The following is a 19925-nucleotide window of genomic DNA, read 5'->3' as shown; positions in this document are numbered from 1 at the left end:
GCCGGGCCGAGTCTGTCTTCCCAGCCCTTTGTCTCAGGTCTCTGTCTCAGGTCTTTGTCTCAGGCCTTTGGGGTATTTACTAACACACAAAATAAAAATATGTTAGTCACTAACATCGACTGCCTACTTACCGACTATCGAGCCCAACGTGAGCCAGGAAATCGACATCTTGTCGCACATCACCGCTTGCCTGCCGAGTCTGCGCGAGGCGGAGAAGAAGGTCGCCAATCTGATCTTCGATGATATCGACTTCGTCGCGGAGGCGAGCATCGGCGAGATCGCCAGGCGCGCCGAGGTGAGCGATGCCACGGTGACCCGCTTTGCTCGAGCGGTGGACTGCCGCAACGTTCGCGACCTCAAGACGCGCCTGACCCGGGCGCTGGCTGCCGGCCGCCGCTTCATCCAGGAGGCGAGCGAGGATGACGGCCTCGGCGTGATCTACGACACCGCCGCCCAGACGCTGGCGCTCAATCGCACGCTGATGGAGCAGGCAGACGTCGAAGGCGCGGTATCGCTGCTCGACGACGCCCGCCAGATTCTGGTGTTCGGGGCCGGCGGCGGGTCGACGGTGATGGCGCAGGAGCTGCAGTTCCGGCTGGTTCGCCTCGGCTACGCGATCAGCGCCTATCCCCAGTCGCTGCTGCCGCGCATGGTTGCCTCGACCCTGGAGCCCAGCGACGTGGTCGTGGCGCTTTCCGTTACCGGCTATACCCCGGAAATCGTCGAGGCGGCCGAACTGGCGCGCCAATACGGCGCCCGGGTACTGGCCGTCACTGCGGTCGGTTCGCCGTTGGCCAAGGTCGCCGATATCACGCTACCGCTGGCCGCCCGCGAGACCGATTACATCTATTTTCCGTCGTCTTCACGCTACGCCATGATGGCCGCCATCGACATGCTGGCCCTCGGTCTGGCGCTGCGCCACCGCTCGCGCACTCGCGACAAGCTGCGACGACTCAAGATCACTCTCGATGCCCACCGCGGCGGCGACAACCGCCAGCCGCTGGGAGATTGAGCATCACGAGCCGCTTTCAGGAGCCACCATGCCCCACGATTTGTTGATCCGCGGCGCCAGCGTCATCGACGGCACCGGACGCGAGCCTTTCATCGCCGACGTGGCGATCGAGGGCGACCGGATCGTCGCCATCGGCGATCTGGGCGATGCCGACGCCCGCGAGACCGTCGATGCCACGGGGCTGATTCTCACTCCCGGCTTCATCGATGTGCATACCCACGACGACACCAACGTCATCCGTACCCCCCAGATGCTGCCCAAGCTTTCCCAGGGTGTGACCACGGTGGTGGTCGGCAACTGCGGCATCAGTGCCAGCCCGGTACGGCTCGCCGGCGAGGTGCCGGACCCGATGAACCTGCTCGGCCGCGCGGAGGATTTCCGCTACCCCAGCTTCGCCGCCTATGCCGAGGCGATCGAGCAGGCGCAACCCAGCGTCAACGTCGCGGCGCTGATCGGGCATACCAGCCTGCGCAGCCAGGTCATGGATCGCTTCGACCGTGCCGCCAGCGACGACGAGATCGCCGCCATGCGCGAGCAGCTGGAAACGGCTCTGGCCGAGGGCGCCGTGGGCATGAGTTCCGGGCTCGCCTATCGCAATGCCTATCACGCCCCCACCGCCGAGATGAACGCGCTGGTCGAGGCCGTCGGCCGCGCCGGCGGCGTCTACACCACGCATCTGCGCGACGAGTTCGCCGGGCTCCCCGAAGCCATGGACGAGGCCTTCGCCACCGCCGCCCACGGCCAGGCGCCGCTGGTGATCTCGCACCTCAAGTGCGCGGGTGCCGGCAACTGGGGCAACGCGCCCAGGGCACTGGCGAAGCTCGACGACGCCGCACTTTCCCACGGCGTGCACTGCGACTGCTATCCCTATACCGCCGGCTCCTCGACGCTGGATCTGGGCCAGGTCACCGACGAGATCGACATCTTCATCACCTGGTCCGACCCGCACCCGGCAATGGCGCGCCAATCGCTGAAGACGATCGCCGAGCAGTGGAAGCTGTCACTGATGGACGCCGCCCGGCGCCTGCAGCCGGCCGGTGCGGTCTACCACAACATGAGCGAAGCGGACATGCGCCTGGTGCTGTCGCATCCGCTGTCGATGATCGGCTCCGACGGGCTGCCCAACGATCCGCATCCGCATCCGCGTCTGTGGGGCGCGTTCCCGCGAGTGCTTGCGCACTACAGTCGCGACCTGAAACTGCTGCCGTTGACCGAAGCCGTGCGCAAGATGACCGGACTTTCCGCCGCCAACTTCGGCCTGACCGACCGCGGCGAAATCCGCGTCGGCGCCTTCGCCGATCTTGTGCTGTTCGATCTCGACGCCCTCGAGGACACCGCGACCTACACCGCGCCGATCGCCAGGGCGAGCGGCATCGAGCGGGTCATCGTCAACGGCGTGGTCAGCTACCGCCAGGGCGAGGCCAGCGACCCACGTGCCGGGCGACTGCTGCGACGAGACGTTCGCCTCTCGCCTGCCCCGTCTCGTATCCATCCATGAACCCACTTATCCCGATCAGCAGTTCATCAAAGCAACAGGAGACAAGACCATGAGTATCAAACGTTATGGCGTCGAAGGCGGCGTCGGCACCGGTGGCCAGAAACTGCCCTTCGCCCGCGCCACCGAGGCGGCCGGCTGGCTGTTCGTCTCTGGCCAGACGCCGATGACCGACGGCGAAGTCGTCGAGGGAAGCATCATCGAACAGTCCCGGCTGGCGTTCGCCAACTGTCTGAAGATTGCCGAAGAAGCCGGCTACGGCGTCGAGGACGTCGTCCACGTCACCGCGGTGCTCACCGACGCGCGCTACTTCAGCTCGTTCAACAAGGTGTTCAAGGAAGTGTTCGGCGACCATCCGCCAGCGCGGATCTGCAGCGTTCAGGACCTTGTCGTCGACTGCAAGGTTGAGGTCGATATCAAGTGCTATCGCGCTGATCGCGCTTGATAAATGCCTGCGCGGACGCAGCACTGCGTTGCGCGGTACTCGGATGCTCGCCTAACCCCATGTTATGTCTCGCATCCTGCGTGCCGTGCGCCTTGCGCTGCATTCCGCTCGGCTATTTATCGATACGACTCGGATGCTGGTCGAATCATCTGACGAAAAACGTCGAATCGTTTGAAAGGAAGAAAGGTGGTCGCGCCCCGGCAAGGGCGCGACCGCAGTGAAAAACCCCATAGGCCATGACATTCCACACTGCTCCGGTCGCGGCAACGACCGGAACGACAATTATAAGAGGTCAATATGAACAGTCACGTTTTCCTCGGGGCCTTCATCGCCTACGTGCTCGTCATGATCGCGTTCGGGTGGTGGGTATCCCGCAACAGTCGCAGCACCGGCGACGACTTCCTGCTCGGCGGACGTAGCGTCCCGATCTTTCTGACCATCGGCACGACGGTGGCGACCATGGTCGGTACAGGCTCCAGCATGGGCGCGGTCGGGTTCGGCTATGCCAACGGCTGGGCCGGCGCGCTCTACGGCATCGGCGGTTCCATCGGCGTGCTGCTGCTGGCGTTCTGGTTCGCGCCGGTACGCCGCTTTCGCTTCATGACCATGAGCGAGGAGCTTTCCTATTACGTCGGCGCCAATCGTTGGGTGCGCAATATCGTCGCCGTTCTGATCTACATCGCCTGCATCGGCTGGCTGGGCGCGCATATTCTCGGCGGCGGGCTCTACCTCTCGTGGATGGCGGGAATCGACCTGACTACCGCGCGCATCCTGGTGGCGCTGGGTTTCGGCATCTACTGCGTGATCGGCGGCTACATGGCGGTGATCTGGACCGACACCGTCCAGGCGGTGGTGCTGTTCGTCGGCTTCATCGCGATGGCGATCATCGCGCTGTTCGAGGTCGGTGGCTTCTCCGGTCTCGGCGCCAACATGGACATCGCTGCCACCAGCTTTCTGGGCATCGACAAGATCGGCCTGGTGCCGGCAATCTCGCTCGCCGCGGTCATTGCCGTCGGCGTGCTGGCAACGCCCTCCTACCGCCAGCGGATCTACTCCGGCAATTCGGTCGGCTCGGTGCGCAAGTCGTTCGTGATCACCGGCATCCTCTATCTGTTCTTCTCGATCATTCCGGCGATCATCGGCATGGCGACCCATGCGCTGAATCCCGGTCTCGACAACAGCAACTTCGCCTTCCCGTTCCTGGCCACCGAGATCCTGCCGCTGTGGCTGGGCCTGCTGCTGCTGGTCGCGGGGCTGTCGGCCACCATGTCGAGCGCGAGCTCGGATGCCATCGCCGGCGTCTCGATCCTGCTGCGCGACGTCTACGTGCTGTTCACCGGCCATACGCCGTCGGCCCGCAAGGTCGTGGGTCTCTCGCGGCTGGCATTGGTCGCGACGATCGGGCTGGCGCTGCTGTTCGCGCTGACCTCCAATAACGTCATCAGCTACATCACCAGCATGATCGCCACGGTGATGGCGGGAATGTTCGTCTGTGGCGTGCTGGGGCGCTTCTGGCCGCGCTACAACTGGCAGGGCGCCATCGCCACCCTGATCGCCGCCTCCGCCACGTCACTGGCGGTGATCAATGTGGATAGCTGGACGGCGTTCTGGGGCAACCCCAGCATCCCGGCAGTGCTAGTGGCGCTGGTCGTGGGCGTCGTCGTCAGTCTGGTCACGCCGGCCTCGAAGGTGACGCCGGAACAGGCGCTCAAGATCATCGACGACGAGCGCGAGCGCATGGAGCTGGAGGAAGACCCGGCGGCGGCCGTCAGCGGCAAGACCGCCTGAGTCGGGACTCCACAAGAACTCGATGCCCCGCGCCAGCGGGGCATCGTCGTTCTCGACTCTCGCCCGCTGATCCGCTCTAGACCACCACCCGGATCGCCATCGGCCGCTCGTCGAGATTGTCGGCGCCAGCGCGGTCGACGACGAGGAACTCGCCTTCCCGCTCCAGCACCGAATGAATGGCATGCCAGGTGCCGGCGCGGTAGTTGACGCCCTGGCGGCCGTCAGTGACGAAGGCGCAGATCCCGTCAGGGTCGATGTCGTCTCCCGGCGGCGCCACGACGACGATGAAGCGTTCCTCGTGCAGCGGCATGAACGCCTGGCTGCCCAGCGGATGACGTTCGAGCAGCTCGAGCTCCAGCGGCAGCGTGACCGGCTGGCTGACGAACACGCTGATCAGCGGTCGCGAGGGGGCGTCCAGGATCTCCACCCGGGCCAGATCGTGATGGCGCTGCGTGCGCCCGCCGTTGATCGCAAATGACTCGCTGATACGCGCGTCGATCACCTCGCCGAACGGCGCGAAAGCCTCCGGCGTCAGCTTCTGGGCCTTCAATTCCAGCATGACTCTCTCCCCTTGGTACTTCGTTCCAATCTAGCGCATCATCGTATACAAAATGAAACCGTTTCGTCTTTATGCACCTTCATGGTGCGATTCGCTATTCCAGCGCGCATCGGTTGTGCGTCGTCATGCCATCCGAGCTTGAAGACTCTCTCGCCGCCTCCCCCCCGACAGGTGAACGCATGGCTGAAGCGAAATCATGCCATGCAATGGCGCCGATTCTAAAAGCCTGATCGCTGGTCTCTTTTTGGCAGCGTCGCGTTATCCACACCGTCTGCGCCCCATCCCCCTTCACGTGCATGCGGGATATGGCACGCATCTTGTATACAAAAAAAGGAACCATCATCGCAAACCGCCCTGCGGAGGGCAGCCGCCATGCCACAGCAACCGCATCATCAGTACAGCGACCGGCTCTATAACGCCGATCTCGCGCCCACCAGGCAGAACTGGAACTGGTACAACATTCTCGCCTTCTGGCTTTCCGACGTGCACAGCGTCGGCGGCTACGTGGTCGCCGCCAGCCTGTTTGCTCTGGGTCTGGCCGGCTGGCAGGTGCTGATCTCATTGTTGATCGGTATCTGCATCGTACAGATCTTCGCCAACCTGATGGCGAAGCCGAGCCAGAAAGCCGCGGTGCCGTTCCCGGTGATCTGCCGGCTCTCGTTCGGCGTGCTGGGGGCTAACATTCCGGCGATGATTCGCGGCCTGATCGCCGTGGTGTGGTACGGCATTCAGACCTATCTGGCCTCCAACGCCCTGACCATCGTGATCCTGCGCCTGTTCCCCGGCATGGAATCGCTGGCCGGCCCCAGCTTTCTCGGTCTCTCCTACCTGGGCTGGATCAGCTTCATGCTGCTGTGGGGCCTGCAGGCGATCGTGTTCTGGCGCGGCATGGATTCGATCCGTCGCTTCATCGACTGGAGCGGCCCGGCGGTCTATCTGGTGATGTTCGCCCTCGCCGCCTGGCTGGTGTGGCAGGCGGGCTGGTCCAACATCAGCTTTACCTTGAGCGACATCCAGCTCTCCCCCGGCGAGCAGCTGTGGCAGATGGTGATCGCCGCCGCCATCGTCGCCGGCTATTTTGCCGGGCCGACGCTCAACTTCGGCGATTTCACCCGCTACGCGCGCACCTTCGATGACGTCAAGCGGGGCAACTTCTGGGGCCTGCCGGTCAACTTTCTGGTGTTCTCGGCGACCACGGTGATGATGGTGTCGGCGACGCTGCCGGTGTTCGGCGAGATGATCGACGACCCGATCGAGACCGTTTCCCGCCTCGACAACACCTTCGTCGCCGTGCTGGGCGCCGCAACCTTCGTCACCACCACCATCGGCATCAATATCGTCGCCAACTTCGTCGCGCCGGCGTTCGACTTCTCCAACATGGCGCCCAGCAAGATCAGCTTCCGTACCGGCGGCTTCATCGCCGCCGTCGGCTCGATCTTCCTGACGCCATGGAACCTGTTCAGCAATCCGGAGATCATCCATTACACCGTCGATCTGCTCGCGGCCGCCATCGGTCCGCTCTATGGCATCCTGATCATGGACTACTACCGCATTCGCCGGGGCGAGATCGACGTGGACGCCCTGTTCAGCGTCGATCCCAACGGCCCCTACTGGTATCGCAACGGCTTCAATCCGGCCGCGGTGAAGGCCGTGGTCGCAGCAAGCGTGATCGGCATCGTGATCAACTTCCTGCCGCTGGGCGACCTGGGGCACTTCTCGGTCTTCATCGGCGGCGCCCTGGGCGCGACCTTCTACGCCATGGCGATGCGTCGTGCCACCGCCGCAGCGGCCGTCGCCTCGTAGGCGCCCGTTCTGTCTCCTTGAGCGCCTCGCGCGCTCTCTCCCGTTGCCGGCGCCTCCAGCGCCGGCTTTTTTGTGATCGCCGCGGCTCGACATCAAAGATCGCGCCTCATTTCCCGCACGGTACGCTTCCCATAGCGCCGTGAAGATTGTATAAAATCTACAATATCCGCGACATTTCTCGTCGCGATGCCTTCCCACGTCTTGCGGGGCCGCCCGGATCGGAGGAAATACGCATGAAGCGCATCCATGTCATCGATTCCCACACCGGAGGAGAGCCGACACGCCTGGTCATGTCCGGCTTCCCGGCGCTGCCCGGCGACACCCTCGTCGAGAAGCGCGACGCGCTGCGGGAATCCCAAGACCACTGGCGTCGCGCCTGCCTGCTCGAGCCGCGGGGCAACGATGTTCTGGTCGGCGCGCTCTACTGCGAGCCCGTCACGCCGGACGCGACCTGCGGGGTAATTTTCTTCAACAACTCGGGCTATCTGGGCATGTGCGGTCACGGCACGATCGGGCTGGTAGCGTCGCTGCATCACCTCGGGATGATCCAGCCCGGCGATCACCGGATCGACACCACCGTCGGCCCGGTCAGCGCCACGCTGCACGAAGACGGCGCGGTGACGGTGCGCAACGTGCCCGCCTACCGCTATCGCCAGCGCGTGCCGGTCGAGGTGCCTGGCTACGGCGTGGTGCATGGCGATATCGCCTGGGGCGGCAACTGGTTCTTCCTGGTCGGCGAGCATGACCAGACGGTAACCCTGGCCAACGAGGAAGCGCTGACGGCCTTCACCTGGGCGATCCGCCAGGCGCTAGATGCGCAGGCGATCACCGGCGAGAACGGTGGCCATATCGATCATATCGAGCTGTTCGCCGCCGACGACACTCGCACCGGCACACCGGCCGACAGCCGCAACTTTGTGCTCTGCCCCGGCAGGGCTTACGACCGCTCGCCCTGCGGCACCGGCACCAGCGCCAAGCTGGCCTGCCTGGCGGCGGACGGCAAGCTGGCCCCCGGCGAGACCTGGGTGCAGGCCAGCATCACCGGCAGCCGCTTCGAGGGGCGCTACGCGTGGCAGGGCGATCGCGTACTGCCCTCCATCACCGGCAACGCCTATGTCATCGCCGACGCCACGCTGCTGATCGACGATAACGACCCGTTTGCCTGGGGTATCACCGCGTCGTAGCCGTTCGGCAAGTTATTTTCGAAACGCTATTTCCGAAACGCCATTCCCGAAAGGCCATTTCCGAAAAGCCATTCCCGACAGACCTTCAAGGATTCCAGAGGACAACCATGAACGACTCCATCTTCACCGGCTGCATTCCCGCTCTGATGACGCCCTGCACCGCGGATCGCACGCCGGATTACGACGCGCTGGTCGCCAAGGGGCGCGAGCTGGTCGATCTCGGCATGCGCGCGGTGGTCTATTGCGGCTCGATGGGCGACTGGCCGCTGCTGAGCGAGGCCGAGCGTCAGGAAGGCGTGGCCAGACTGGTCGCCGCTGGCGTGCCCGTCATCGTCGGCACCGGCGCGGTCAATTCGAAGGAAGCGGTCTCCCACGCCGCCCATGCGGCCAAGGTCGGTGCCCAGGGGCTGATGGTCATTCCCCGCGTACTCTCCCGCGGTACCGCTCCCGCCGCCCAGAAGGCGCACTTCTCGGCGATATTGAAAGCCGCGCCCGAGCTGCCGGCAGTGATCTACAACAGCCCCTATTACGGCTTCGCCACCCGTGCGGACCTGTTCTTCGAGCTGCGTCGCGAGCACCCGAACCTGATCGGCTTCAAGGAGTTCGGCGGTGCAGACGACCTGCGCTACGCGGCCGAGCACATCACCTCCCAGGATGACGAGGTCAGCCTGATGGTCGGCGTCGACACCCAGGTATTCCACGGCTTCGTCAACTGCAATGCCACCGGCGCCATCACCGGGGTCGGCAACGCGCTGCCGAAAGAGGTGCTGCAACTGGTCGCGCTCTGCGAGAAGGCCGCCAAGGGCGATCTCGTGGCCCGGCGCCAGGCCCGGGAGCTGGAGTCGGCGCTGGCGGTGCTCTCCTCCTTCGATGAAGGCGTGGATCTGGTGCTCTATTACAAGCAGCTGATGGTGCTCAACGGCGACAGCGCCTACGAACTGCACTTCAACGAGAGCGACGCCCTGAGCGACGCCCAGCGGCGCTACGTCGAGACCCAGTACGCGCTATTCCGTGAATGGTACAAGCAGTGGTCGGCGCAGCTCGGCAACGTCGGCCAGGGGCTGCCAGCAGGTCGATGACCACTCTCGCCAGAGCCGGTGTTGCGTTCCGGCGGGACGGGAAACGGCGTGAAAAGTCGGCGAGCGCCTCCTGGATTGCATACAATATCCAACATTTTGCGGACACGATGGCACTTCATGGCGACTTTCAAGACCCGAGCCCAGCACGTGGCGGACGATCTGCGCGAACGCATTCTCGGCGGCGAGTTCAAGGGCGGCTCCCAACTGCGACAGGACGCGCTGGCCAAGGACTACGACGTCAGCCGCATTCCCGTTCGGGAAGCGCTGCTGACCCTGGAATCCGAAGGGCTGGTGGAATTCCACGCCCATCGCGGCGCCTTCACCACCGAACTCTCCGTGGCGGCGATCCGCGAACTGTTCGATCTGCGCGTGCTGCTCGAGACCTACGTGCTGCGCTACGCGATCCCGAACCTGACGGCGGCGGATCTCGATCACGCCGAGAGCATCCTGCGCCAGTACGACGCCGCGCTCGATTCCGGCAGCCAGATCGACAACTGGAGCGACTATAACTTCGCGTTTCACCATGCGCTGTACGCCCCTTCCGGGCTGCCCGAAACCCTGGCCATGATCGGCCAGTTGAATACCAAGTCCGGGCGTTATATCCGCATGCAGCTGCTCTATACCCGCCAGATCGAGAAGGCGGAACTCGAGCACCGTCAGTTGCTGGAACTGGCGCGCCAGGGCGACGTCGACAAGGCCTGCCAGTTGCTGGAAAACCACATCAAGGACGCCGCGGAAGGCATCGCGGCGGTGCTGGAAAAGAATCTGCGCAGCGCCTGAGCCGCTGCCCGCCCCATCGATCTGGTCGTGAGGTAGCGCATGTCGGACTCATCCCCTTCGGCTTCGCCCGATGCCGATATCATCGTCGTCGGCGCCGGCCTCGTCGGCGTCACCAGCGCGCTGGCATTGGCGCGTCAGGGCCACCGCGTGCTGGTGCTCGACAAGCAGGAGCCCGGACGCGGCGCCTCCTACGGCAACGCCGGGCATCTCGCCACCGAGCAGGTCTTCCCGATCGCAGATGCCTCGATCCTGACGTCGCTGCCCGGCATGCTGATGGACCCGATGGGGCCGCTGCGGCTGGACTGGAAATATCTGCCCCGCGCGCTGCCGTGGCTGACCCGGCTGGTGCTGAACCTGCGCCCGGCGCCGTTCCGCCAGAGCGTGGCCGGTATCCGCGCCCTCAACGAGCGCAGCCTGGCGGCGTGGCAACGCCTGCTGGCCTCGGTCGACAGCAGCCATCTGCTCAAGGCCGATGGCTCGCTGCTGGTCTACGAGAAGCCAGAGTCGCACTCGAAGCTGGAAGCGCTCGAGTCGCGCATGCGCGAACAGCAGGTGCCGGTCGAGCTATGGGACGGGAGCGCGATTCAGCGCGCAGCGCCGCAGCTCTCGAACGCGCTGCTGGGCGGGCTGTTCTTCCCGGCCACGGGCCATGTGCTGGATCCTTGGCGGGTAGTCAATACCCTGGTGGATGCCGCCCGACGCCAGGGCGTGCAATTTGCCCAGGAGGCGGTACGCTCGGCGCAGGTGATCGATTCCGGCGTCCGGCTCATCACCGATAGCCGACAACTGACAGCGAGCCGCGTGCTGCTCGCCTGTGGCGCCCACTCGGCAGCATTGACCGCGCAACTCACCGGCAAGCGCATACCGCTGGATACCGAGCGCGGCTATCACCTGATGCTGCCCCGCGAGCATGACCGGCTCCCCTTTGCGGTGACCTCGCTGGAGCGCCGCTTCATCATGACGCCGATGGAAACCGGCCTGAGGCTGGCTGGTACCGTGGAGTTCGCGGGGCTGGACGCACCGCCCAACATGGGCCGGGCGTGGCAGTTGCATCGCCTAAGCCGGGGCCTGTTCAAGAACGATCTCGACGCCGAGGACGCCACACCGTGGATGGGCTTCCGCCCGTCGCTGCCGGACTCGCTGCCGATCATCGACCGCCTCGAAAATGGCCGCGTGTTGCTGGCCTTCGGCCATCACCATCTGGGGCTGACGCAGTCGGCGATCACCGCCGAGATGATCGCGGGCCTGGCCGACCCCGGCAAACACGACGCCTCTGCCACATCGGTCCACCGGGACGACCTGCCACCGCGGGAGCCCTATCGGCTCTCCCGCTTCGGTTAACTTCCGGAAAGCGACAGTTTCATGTGCCGGTTGACGTCCTTGTAGAGCAGGTAGCGGAACGGCTCCGATCCGCCGGCATAGCAGGATTGCGGGCAGAAGGCGCGCAACCACATGTAGTCGCCGGCCTCGACCTCGACCCAGTCCTGGTTGAGGTGATAGACCGCGCGGCCCTCGAGCACGTAGAGGCCGTGCTCCATCACGTGGGTTTCGTCGAACGGGATCACGCCTCCCGGCTGGAAGGTGACGATGGTCACGTGCATGTCGTGGCGCAGATCCGCGGGATCGACGAACCGCGTGGTCGCCCAGCGGCCCTCGGTGTCCGGCATCGGCGTCGGCGCGATCTGCTGCTCGTTGGTGACGAAAGACTCCGGCGCCGCCAGCCCCTCGACGAATTCGTACGCCTTGCGAATCCAGTGGAAGCGCACCGGCGCCTCGCTCGCGTTGCGCAGCTGCCAGTCGCAGCCCGGCGGCAGATAGGCGTAACCTCCCGGCGTCATCTCGTGCGTCTCGCCCGCGATGGTCAGCATCATCTCGCCCTCGACCACGAACAGCACGCCCTCGGCACCGCTGTCCGGCTCCGGCCGCTCGCTGCCGCCACCGGGCGAGACTTCCATGATGTACTGGGAAAACGTCTCGGCGAAGCCGGAGAGCGGCCGCGACAGCACCCACAGCCGAGTCTTCTCCCAATGCGGCAGAAAGCTCGTGACGATATCGCTCATCACCCCCTTGGGAATGACGGCATAGGCCTCGGTGAAGACCGCACGGCCATGAATCAGCTGGCTTTGCGGCGGCAGACCGCCGTGGGGGGCGTAGTAGGTTCGTTTAGGTCCATCGTAGCTGCGCTGCGACATGAGGGGTTCCTTGCTTTTCAAGCCGGATGCTCGGCAGCCCAGTGGCGGGCAATATCCACACGGCGAGTTATCCACACCCGGTCGTGCGCTTCGAGATGATCGAGGAAGCGCTGCAGCGCGCGGAAGCGGCCGGGTCGGCCGACCAGCCGGCAATGCAGGCCGATCGACAGCATCTTCGGCGTGTCCGCGCCTTCTTCATAGAGCACGTCGAAGGCATCTCGCAGGTACTGGAAGAACGGCTCGCCGTGATCGAAGCCGGTCGGCGAGGCAAAGCGCATGTCGTTGGTATCCAGCGTGTAGGGCACGATCAGGTGACGATGGGTCTGGCCGTGGCTGTCCTGAACGTCGCTCCAGAACGGCAGGTCGTCGCCGTAGTAGTCGCTGTCGTAGAGGAAGCCGCCCTGGTCGAGCAGTAACCGCCGGGTGTTGGGGCTGTCGCGGCCGGTGTACCAGCCCAGCGGCAGCTCGCCGTAGAGGGACTGGAAAATGGCCAGGGCGCGTTCGAGATGCTCGCGCTCGATCGCTTCCGGCACGTTCTGGTAGTGGATCCAGCGATAGCCGTGGCAGGCGATTTCATGGCCCAGCTCGCGAAATGCCTGGGCGACTTCCGGGTTGCGCTCCAGCGCCATCGCCACGCCGAAGACCGTCAACGGCAGGCCGCGCCGCTCGAATTCGCGCAGCACGCGCCACACGCCGGCCCGCGAGCCGTATTCGTAGATCGACTCCATGCTCAGGTGGCGAGCGGGGTAGGCTTCGGCGCCGGCGATCTCGGAGAGGAACTGTTCGGAGTGGCTGTCGCCGTGGAGGATGCTGTTCTCGCCGCCCTCTTCGTAGTTGAGGACGAACTGCACCGCGACACGGGCCTGGCCCGGCCAGTTGGCTTGCGGTGGCGTGCGGCCATAGCCGATCAGATCGCGTGGATAGTCTAGGGAGATCATGCGCAGCGCCCTTGTGGTTGCCGAACCGATCGACGCGAATCGCGTCTCATCGGCCATCGTTATCGATATTGTATTCAAAGTCGTTTATTTTTGTGGACAAAATAAACGTACCGCGATTTTTCCCTCTCGCCAAGGTGGCAAGCCATGCGTATTCACGTCATCAATCCCAACACCACCGCCAGCATGACAGACAAGATCGGCGCCTGCGCCAGCCGCGTGGCCGCCGGGAACACGCAGATCCACATCAGCCAGCCCGACAGCGGGCCGGTATCGATCGAAAGCCACTTCGACGAGGCGATCAGCGCCGTCGGCGTGCTCGAGGAGATACGCCGCGGCGAAGCGATGGGAATGGACGCCTACATCATCGCCTGCTTCGGCGATCCGGGCCTGCTCGCCGCTCGCGAGCTGACCCGCGCTCCGGTCATCGGCATCGCCGAAGCCGGCTTTCACCTGGCGACGCTGGTCAGTACGCGCTTCTCCGTGGTCACGACGTTGCAGCGCACCGCAATCATTGCCGAGCACCTGCTCGACCAGTATGGATTCCGCGATCACTGCCGGCGAGTCCGAGCGACCGACCTGCCGGTACTGGAGCTGGAAAATCCGGCGGGCAACGCCTATCAGGCGCTGCTGGAGGAGTGCCGGCAAGCGAAGGATGACGACGGCATTGGCGCCATCGTGCTGGGCTGTGGCGGCATGGCGGATCTCACCGAGCGGCTGACGCTGGACCTGGGCATGCCGGTCATCGAAGGCGTCAGCGCCGCGGTGAAACTGGCGGAATCGCTGGTCTCGCTGGGGCTCGGCACCAGCAAGCACGGCGATCTCGCCTTTCCCCGACCCAAGCCGTTCGTGGGCCGTTTCGCCGATTGGGGCGAGTGAGCCTCGAGTTTTCCCTAGCCGAAAATCGCGCTCAGATCCGGCGCCTCGTCCCCGCTCTCCTCGATCGACAGCGACGCCTCGATCGCCTTGAGGTGGCGCTGCATGAAGGCGACCGCACGCGCTTCCTTGCCGGTTTCCAGCATCGTGACCAGTTCGTCGTGATCGTGGGATTCGCAGCCCAGATGGCCGGAGGATCCATAGACCGCCAGGATCAGCGAGGAGCGCGAACATAGGCGTTCGATGAACTCGGCCAGCGGCGTGTTGCCGGAGAGTTCGGCCAGGCGCTGGTGGAACTGGGCGGAAAGCTGGATGGCCCGGCTCTGCTCGCCGGCCCGCAAGGCCTGACGTTCGCTCTTCGCAAGCTCGCGCAACGCCTTGGCGTCGGCCGGCTTGAGCCGGCGGGAAACCCAGGGCATCAGTTGGCATTCGACCAGTTGGCGAGCGGCGAAGACGTCTCGCGCCTCCTCGATGCTGGGCCGGCTGACGCTGGCGCCACGGCGCGGCGTCAGCGTTACCAGGTGCTCGAGCGCGAGGCGCTGGAGAATCTTGCGGATGCCGGTGCGGCTGACACCGAACACCTCCGCCAGCGCGTCCTCGCGCAGACGCGCCCCGGGTCTGAGGCGATGCTCGACGATCGCCTCGCGAATCTGCTGATAGATCGCTTCGTGACGCTCGGCGCCGTTGCCCGCCTTGCCGGCCCCCCGGCTGCGCCCGGTCGGCTTGCCGGCTTGCCCTTCATCCCGCCCTGTCGCTGCGTTCGCGCTTGTTGCCATCGTTGTTCGCTCCACCCAGCGTACGTTTCCACGTCCATTGATCCATGGCTCGATTGTATACGCCGCCCCTGGAGATGACAGCCTCCCGTCTTCCTCAACCCTTGACCAGCCGCCGGGCGCAGGCGTTGTGCCTGGCCACCATGGCGTCGAGATCGTGACCGAGCAGCCGGCCCCCTTCGACGCGCCGCACGCCGTTGACGATCGAAAGATCGACGTTCGGCGGCTGGCAGAACACCAGCGAAGCCAGCGGATCGTGGAGCGCGCCGCCGGCCAGCGCCAGCGAGTCGAGCCGGAAGCCGATGAGGTCGGCGGCCTTACCCACCGCGAGCTGGCCGATATCGTCCCGGCCCAGCACCGATGCCCCGCCACGGGTGGCGAACCACAGCATCCGGCGGGCGGTGATCTCGCTCATGTCGCCCTGCAGCCGACCCAGCAGCATCGCCTGGCGCGCCTCCGCCAGCAGATGCGAACCATCGTTGGAGGCGCTGCCGTCGACCCCCAGGCCGACGCGCATGCCGGCGCGGTGCATCGCCATCACCGGCGCGATGCCGGAGCCGAGCCGCATGTTGGAGCTGGGGCAATGTGCGGCGCCGCAGCAGTGACCACCGAGTCGCGTGATCTCGTCGGCATGCGGATGCACCATGTGCGCGAACCAGACATCGCTGCCGACCCAGCCGACCTGCTCGGCGTACTCCACCGGCGTGCAGCCGAAGCGCTCACGACAGTAGGCTTCCTCGTCGCGGGTCTCGGCCAGGTGCGTGTGCAGATGCACGCCGTAATGGCGCGCCAGCGTGGCGCTCTCCTGCATCAGCTCGCGGGAGACCGAAAATGGCGAACAGGGCGCGACCACGATCCGGGTCATCGCCCGCTCGGAGGCGTCGTGATAGCGCTCGATGGCGCGCTGGGTATCGTCGAGGATCGCCTGCTCGGATTCGACCACGCTGTCCGGCGGCAGCCCGCCCTGGGACTCGCCCACCGACATTGACCCCCGCGAGGCGTGAAAGCGCAGGCCAAGCTCGGAGACCGCCGCGATCTGGTCGTCGATGCGCGCGCCGTTGGGCCAGAGGTAGGTATGGTCCGCCGCCGTGGTGCAGCCGGAGAGCAGCAGCTCGGCGGCAGCGATCTGGCTACTGGCGTGAAGCGACTCCGGATCGAGCCGCGCCCAGATCGGATAGTGCGTCACCAGCCAGTCGAACAGCTCGGCGTTCTGCCCGGCGGGCAGGTTGCGCGTCAGGGTCTGGTAGAAGTGATGGTGGGTATTCACCAGCCCCGGCAGGATCACATGGCCGCGAGCATCGATGACGACGTCGGCCGGTCCGGCTCGCTCTTCTGTCAGTTCTTCCGCCGGACCGATGGCAACGATGCGATTGTCCTCCAGCCGGATACTGGCGTTGCGCAGCTCGCGCTCGGCATCGTCGAACGTCGCGATCAGTTCGGCGTTATGGATCAGCGTGGTCGTCACAATAGATCTCCGGGAACATGAAAACTTCACTGACGGAGAAAAGCCGCGAGCGATGGCCAGGCGAGGCAAAAATTCTTGAGTCAGCGGAGTTAACGTATCTGTTAATGAGCATGGCGAGATAATTTTTAACGACGCATGGCCGAGTGCAGCGCTTTTCTAGCTGCCCCGATACGTGGAGTAGGCAAAAGGCGACAGCAACAGCGGCACGTGGTAGTGCTCGCCGGGCGCATCGACCGTGAACTGCAGCGGAATCCGGTCGAGGAAATGGCCCGGGGACGACTGGCTGGCACGTAAGCCGGATGTGTGGCCGGCCCGTAAATAGTCGCCGGCGTGGAACAGCAGTTCGTAGACGCCTGCGGTGAAGTCGTTGCCTTCGAGCAGCGGCGCATCGCAGCGGCCGTCCGCGTTGGTCTTCACGTCGGCCAGACGCAGGCGCGTGCCGCCCTCCAGCCGATAGAGTTCGATGCGCAGCTCGCTGGCGGGGCGGCCCAGCGCCGTGTCCAGCACGTGAGTGGTCAGATAGCCGTGGGAAGTTTCGCTCATGAGGGCCTCGATAGGGTGGCACGCGCGGCGGGCGCGAAAACAGTGGATTGCCGAGCGCGGAAAGCGTTAGCCTCATTCAAGTGCGTTTGTATACAAAGGTCAACCGGAGTCCTCATGGCCACAATGCTTCTCTCCCCGCGCCCCAGCCAGTTGGATCGCGACGCCTTCATCGTCAGTTATGGCGAGATCTACGAACACTCGCCATGGATCGCGGCGCAGAGCTGGGATACCGGTCTCGGCGAGGCGCAGGACCCCCCAGCCGGGCTGGCCGAGCGGCTGCGCCAGCAGGTAGACGCGGCATCGCCGGAAGCCCAGCTCGCGCTGATCCGCGCCCATCCCGATCTGGCCGGCAAGGCGGCGGTCGCCGGCGAGCTGACCGACGACTCCCGCTCGGAGCAGGCCGGCGCCGGCCTGGACCAGTGCACGCCGGCAGAGTTCGCCCGCTTCGAGAAGCTCAACCAGGCCTACCGCGAGCGCTTCGAATTCCCGTTCGTGATCGCCGTTCGCGGGCTCGACCGCCACGCGATCCTCGAGGCGTTCGAGACGCGCCTGAATCACTCCCCGGAAGAGGAGCGTCGCACCGCCATCGAGCAGATCCACCGGATCGCGCTGCTGCGCCTGGAGCAGCGAGCCGACCGAAAGTCGTAGCCGCTGGCGCACAGACACTGGGAGAGCGAGCGGTTATCCTGAGCGCCTGACCACGGACGAACACGAGAGCGGCGACGGGTGACGGACAAAGAGCGGAATCGGGTGACAGACCAGGAGCGGATTCGGGCGACAGCGACCGATCAGCCACGACACGGCGCGGCAGAGCCCAAACGTCGTTCCGTCGGCCGGCCGGCCGGCAGCGCCAAGAGCAGCGGCGGACACAGCCAGTCGCTGGTACGGGGTCTGACCATTCTGGAAGGGCTGGCTGCGGCTCCGGACGGGCTGGCACTTTCCGACATTGCCGAAGACGTCGATCTGGCGCCCTCGACCACGCACCGCCTGTTGCAGGCGCTGTTCCAGCAGGGCTTCATCACCCAGGATGTCGAAAGCGGGCTGTGGAAGATCGACGTCAAGACCTTCCGCATCGGCAACAGCTTCCTCGAAGCGCGGGATTTCGTCGCTACCGCGCGCCCGTTTCTGCGCCGCCTGACCGCCACCACCGGGGAAACCGCCAATCTCGGTATCCGCGACGACGGCATGGTGGTCTATCTCGCCCAGAGCGAATCCAAACAGATGATGCGGATGATCACCCGGCTCGGCTCGCGGGCACCGCTTCACGCTTCCGGTGTCGGCAAGGCGCTGTTGGCGTGGATGCCGCCGCAGGAGTTCGAGCAGATCGTGGCCGGACGCACGCTGGAGGGAGAAACGCCCAACACGCTGACCGATGTCGACAGGCTGCGCGCACAGCTGGTCGAGATTCGCCGCCAAGGCTACGCCGTCGATCGCGAGGAGCATGCCATCGGTCTCAACTGCGTTGCCGCCACGCTCCACGACGAAAGCGGCCTGCCGCTGGCCGCGATCTCAGTTTCCGGCCCGGTGGCCCGTATCGACGATTCCCGCCTGCCCGAGCTTGCCGCACTAGTCGCGGAAACGGCCCGCGAGATTACCGCCAAGATCGGCGGCAAGACACCGACCGAACCGCCGGCGTAGTATCTGGCCCCGAATAGTGTCTGGCCCGAAACGTCGTCGAGCGCAGACACTTTTCGCCCGGGAATCCTCAGGTATTCAGGATCACCCCGCCATTCAGATGGATAGTCTGTCCGGTCATGTAGGAAGACTCCTGGCTGGCCAGATAGACGTAGGCCGGGCCCATCTCGCTGGGCTGGCCGGCGCGCTGCATCGGCACCTGCCCACCGAAGCCCTCGACCTTTTCGTCATCGAAGCTGGCCGGAATCAGCGGCGTCCAGACCGGGCCCGGCGCCACCGCATTGACGCGAATCTCGCGATCCACCAGCGACTGCGCCAGCGAACGTACCAACCCCTGGATCGCCCCTTTGGTGGAGGAGTAGTCGATCAGCGTCGCGTTACCCTTGAAGGCATTGACCGATGACGTCGCGATGATCGTGTCACCGGCGCTCATGTGCGGCAGGGCTTCGCGCACGAAATAGAAGTGGCTGAAGATGTTGGTGGCGAAGGTGCGCTGCAACTGTTCGTCGGTGATCTCGGTGACGTCGTCCCAGTCATGCTGCTCGGCAGCGTTGTTGACGAGGATGTTGAGACCGCCCAGCTCCTGGCGCGTGCGCTCGACCGCTTCACGACAGAACGCGGAGTCGGCCACGTCGCCCTTGAGCAGCAGGCAGCGCTGGCCTTCGGCTTCGATCAGCGCCTTGGTGTCTTCCGCATCGCGATCCTCATCGAGATAGACCACGGCACAATCGGCCCCTTCGCGGGCGTAGTGCACTGCCACGGCACGGCCGATACCACTGTCGCCGCCGGTAATCAGCGCCACCTTGCCCTTGAGCTTGTCGGTGCCGCGATAGTCGTCGCGAATGAACTCCGGCTCGGGCTGCATGTCATGCTCGTCACCCGGCTGGTGTGCCTGGTGCTGCGGGGGAAAATGCGATTCTGACATTCTGGCTCCCTCCTGAATGGAATCGAATGAACGATGGCGGCTGAATGGGTGCCGTCTCTGCTCGCCGCGGCGAATCCTCCAATGGATTGCCACGGCGCACCCAAAGCATAGGAAGCCTGGGCGGATTCATTCAAATCCCGCTATCGGATCTTAAGCCAGATTAACGGTATCGACGACGCTGCAGGAGGTGGCTCCCGTGGGCCGTCGGCCCGGCCGGCGAACGGGAATATTCGACAGCCAGGACGATATCGCCGCCGGGCGTGAAGCCGGTGACGCACGGCGCGATGCTTAAGAAGATTCGAGCGATACCCATGCTCTTTTGCAATTCCCATTTGAAACCATTCCCATAAAATGCAATGGATCAAAATCTCTGTAGAGCTGAAACTGCATTTTTCCTTGACCAAAACAACGTCATGACTGAGAATCTGTATATCGA

Annotated in this window: 19 protein-coding genes; 12 read left to right on the top strand and 7 right to left on the bottom strand. The window is 64.9% G+C overall.

The window, feature by feature from the left end; all coding sequences use genetic code 11:
• The first annotated feature begins 169 nt into the window (after window positions 1–169).
• The 4 genes from DOM32_RS03150 (at window position 170) to DOM32_RS03135 (ending at window position 4740) form a co-directional block, all read left to right on the top strand.
• On the top strand, window positions 170–1012 hold the full coding sequence (locus tag DOM32_RS03150) for a MurR/RpiR family transcriptional regulator (RefSeq protein ID WP_244179780.1): 843 nt from the start codon (window positions 170–172) through the stop codon (window positions 1010–1012).
• A gap of 28 nt (window positions 1013–1040) precedes the next feature.
• Window positions 1041–2510, top strand: coding sequence for an N-acyl-D-amino-acid deacylase family protein (locus DOM32_RS03145; RefSeq protein WP_110631033.1), 1470 nt, complete (start codon window positions 1041–1043; stop codon window positions 2508–2510).
• A gap of 49 nt (window positions 2511–2559) precedes the next feature.
• Complete coding sequence (locus DOM32_RS03140) at window positions 2560–2952, top strand: RidA family protein (protein ID WP_071231068.1); 393 nt, start codon at window positions 2560–2562, stop codon at window positions 2950–2952.
• 297 nt (window positions 2953–3249) lie between these two features.
• Window positions 3250–4740 (top strand): sodium:solute symporter family protein, encoded by a 1491-nt coding sequence (locus DOM32_RS03135; protein WP_110631031.1) that lies wholly within the window; start codon window positions 3250–3252, stop codon window positions 4738–4740.
• Between the two features lie 76 nt (window positions 4741–4816).
• Here DOM32_RS03135 and DOM32_RS03130 read toward each other — a convergent pair whose 3' ends face one another.
• On the bottom strand, window positions 4817–5299 hold the full coding sequence (locus DOM32_RS03130; RefSeq protein ID WP_110631029.1) for an ureidoglycolate lyase: 483 nt from the start codon (window positions 5297–5299) through the stop codon (window positions 4817–4819).
• A 372-nt stretch (window positions 5300–5671) separates the two neighbouring features.
• Between DOM32_RS03130 and DOM32_RS03125 the strand changes: the two genes are divergently transcribed.
• The 5 genes from DOM32_RS03125 to DOM32_RS03105 all read left to right on the top strand — a co-directional run bounded on the left by DOM32_RS03125 (window position 5672) and on the right by DOM32_RS03105 (window position 11486).
• Entirely contained in the window at window positions 5672–7102 is a 1431-nt protein-coding gene (locus tag DOM32_RS03125; protein ID WP_110631027.1) for an NCS1 family nucleobase:cation symporter-1, read from the top strand.
• Between the two features lie 233 nt (window positions 7103–7335).
• Window positions 7336–8286, top strand: coding sequence for a 4-hydroxyproline epimerase (locus DOM32_RS03120; protein ID WP_110631025.1), 951 nt, complete (start codon window positions 7336–7338; stop codon window positions 8284–8286).
• 107 nt (window positions 8287–8393) lie between these two features.
• Window positions 8394–9365 carry a dihydrodipicolinate synthase family protein gene (locus tag DOM32_RS03115; RefSeq protein ID WP_110631023.1) on the top strand — a complete coding sequence of 324 codons (972 nt, stop codon included), beginning with the start codon at window positions 8394–8396 and terminating at the stop codon, window positions 9363–9365.
• A 117-nt stretch (window positions 9366–9482) separates the two neighbouring features.
• The gene (locus DOM32_RS03110) at window positions 9483–10145 is read left to right on the top strand and encodes a GntR family transcriptional regulator (protein ID WP_071231108.1); all 663 of its coding nucleotides are present in this window, start codon (window positions 9483–9485) and stop codon (window positions 10143–10145) included.
• A 39-nt stretch (window positions 10146–10184) separates the two neighbouring features.
• On the top strand, window positions 10185–11486 hold the full coding sequence (locus DOM32_RS03105) for an NAD(P)/FAD-dependent oxidoreductase (protein ID WP_110631021.1): 1302 nt from the start codon (window positions 10185–10187) through the stop codon (window positions 11484–11486).
• On the opposite strand, the gene DOM32_RS03100 is transcribed toward DOM32_RS03105, so the two are convergent.
• Both DOM32_RS03100 and puuE read right to left on the bottom strand, forming a co-directional pair.
• On the bottom strand, window positions 11483–12337 hold the full coding sequence (locus DOM32_RS03100; protein ID WP_110631019.1) for a bifunctional allantoicase/(S)-ureidoglycine aminohydrolase: 855 nt from the start codon (window positions 12335–12337) through the stop codon (window positions 11483–11485). The genes DOM32_RS03105 and DOM32_RS03100 overlap by 4 nt on opposite strands.
• A 17-nt stretch (window positions 12338–12354) precedes the next feature.
• Window positions 12355–13275, bottom strand: coding sequence for an allantoinase PuuE (puuE, locus tag DOM32_RS03095; protein ID WP_110631184.1), 921 nt, complete (start codon window positions 13273–13275; stop codon window positions 12355–12357).
• A gap of 144 nt (window positions 13276–13419) precedes the next feature.
• Here puuE and DOM32_RS03090 point away from each other — a divergent pair, with 144 nt between their 5' ends.
• Window positions 13420–14151, top strand: coding sequence for an aspartate/glutamate racemase family protein (locus DOM32_RS03090; protein ID WP_110631017.1), 732 nt, complete (start codon window positions 13420–13422; stop codon window positions 14149–14151).
• A 14-nt stretch (window positions 14152–14165) separates the two neighbouring features.
• On the opposite strand, the gene DOM32_RS03085 is transcribed toward DOM32_RS03090, so the two are convergent.
• The 3 genes from DOM32_RS03085 to uraH all read right to left on the bottom strand — a co-directional run bounded on the left by DOM32_RS03085 (window position 14166) and on the right by uraH (window position 16929).
• Window positions 14166–14924 carry a GntR family transcriptional regulator gene (locus DOM32_RS03085; protein ID WP_110631015.1) on the bottom strand — a complete coding sequence of 253 codons (759 nt, stop codon included), beginning with the start codon at window positions 14922–14924 and terminating at the stop codon, window positions 14166–14168.
• 94 nt (window positions 14925–15018) lie between these two features.
• Window positions 15019–16386 (bottom strand): 8-oxoguanine deaminase, encoded by a 1368-nt coding sequence (locus tag DOM32_RS03080; protein WP_244179779.1) that lies wholly within the window; start codon window positions 16384–16386, stop codon window positions 15019–15021.
• A gap of 156 nt (window positions 16387–16542) precedes the next feature.
• Window positions 16543–16929 (bottom strand): hydroxyisourate hydrolase, encoded by a 387-nt coding sequence (gene uraH / locus DOM32_RS03075; RefSeq protein WP_110631013.1) that lies wholly within the window; start codon window positions 16927–16929, stop codon window positions 16543–16545.
• A gap of 114 nt (window positions 16930–17043) precedes the next feature.
• On the opposite strand from uraH, the gene uraD reads away from it, so the two are divergent.
• Together uraD and DOM32_RS03065 are read left to right on the top strand one after the other, a co-directional pair.
• Complete coding sequence (gene uraD, locus DOM32_RS03070) at window positions 17044–17577, top strand: 2-oxo-4-hydroxy-4-carboxy-5-ureidoimidazoline decarboxylase (RefSeq protein WP_110631011.1); 534 nt, start codon at window positions 17044–17046, stop codon at window positions 17575–17577.
• Between the two features lie 102 nt (window positions 17578–17679).
• On the top strand, window positions 17680–18567 hold the full coding sequence (locus tag DOM32_RS03065) for an IclR family transcriptional regulator (RefSeq protein WP_244179778.1): 888 nt from the start codon (window positions 17680–17682) through the stop codon (window positions 18565–18567).
• A gap of 67 nt (window positions 18568–18634) precedes the next feature.
• On the opposite strand, the gene DOM32_RS03060 is transcribed toward DOM32_RS03065, so the two are convergent.
• On the bottom strand, window positions 18635–19489 hold the full coding sequence (locus tag DOM32_RS03060; RefSeq protein WP_110631009.1) for an SDR family oxidoreductase: 855 nt from the start codon (window positions 19487–19489) through the stop codon (window positions 18635–18637).
• Between the last annotated feature and the right edge of the window lie 436 nt (window positions 19490–19925).

Source organism: Salinicola salarius (assembly GCF_003206135.1).
In the GTDB taxonomy this organism is placed as follows: domain Bacteria; phylum Pseudomonadota; class Gammaproteobacteria; order Pseudomonadales; family Halomonadaceae; genus Salinicola; species Salinicola salarius.
Note: the sequence above shows the minus strand (reverse complement) of the source record. Positions and strands in the feature narration are given on the sequence as shown.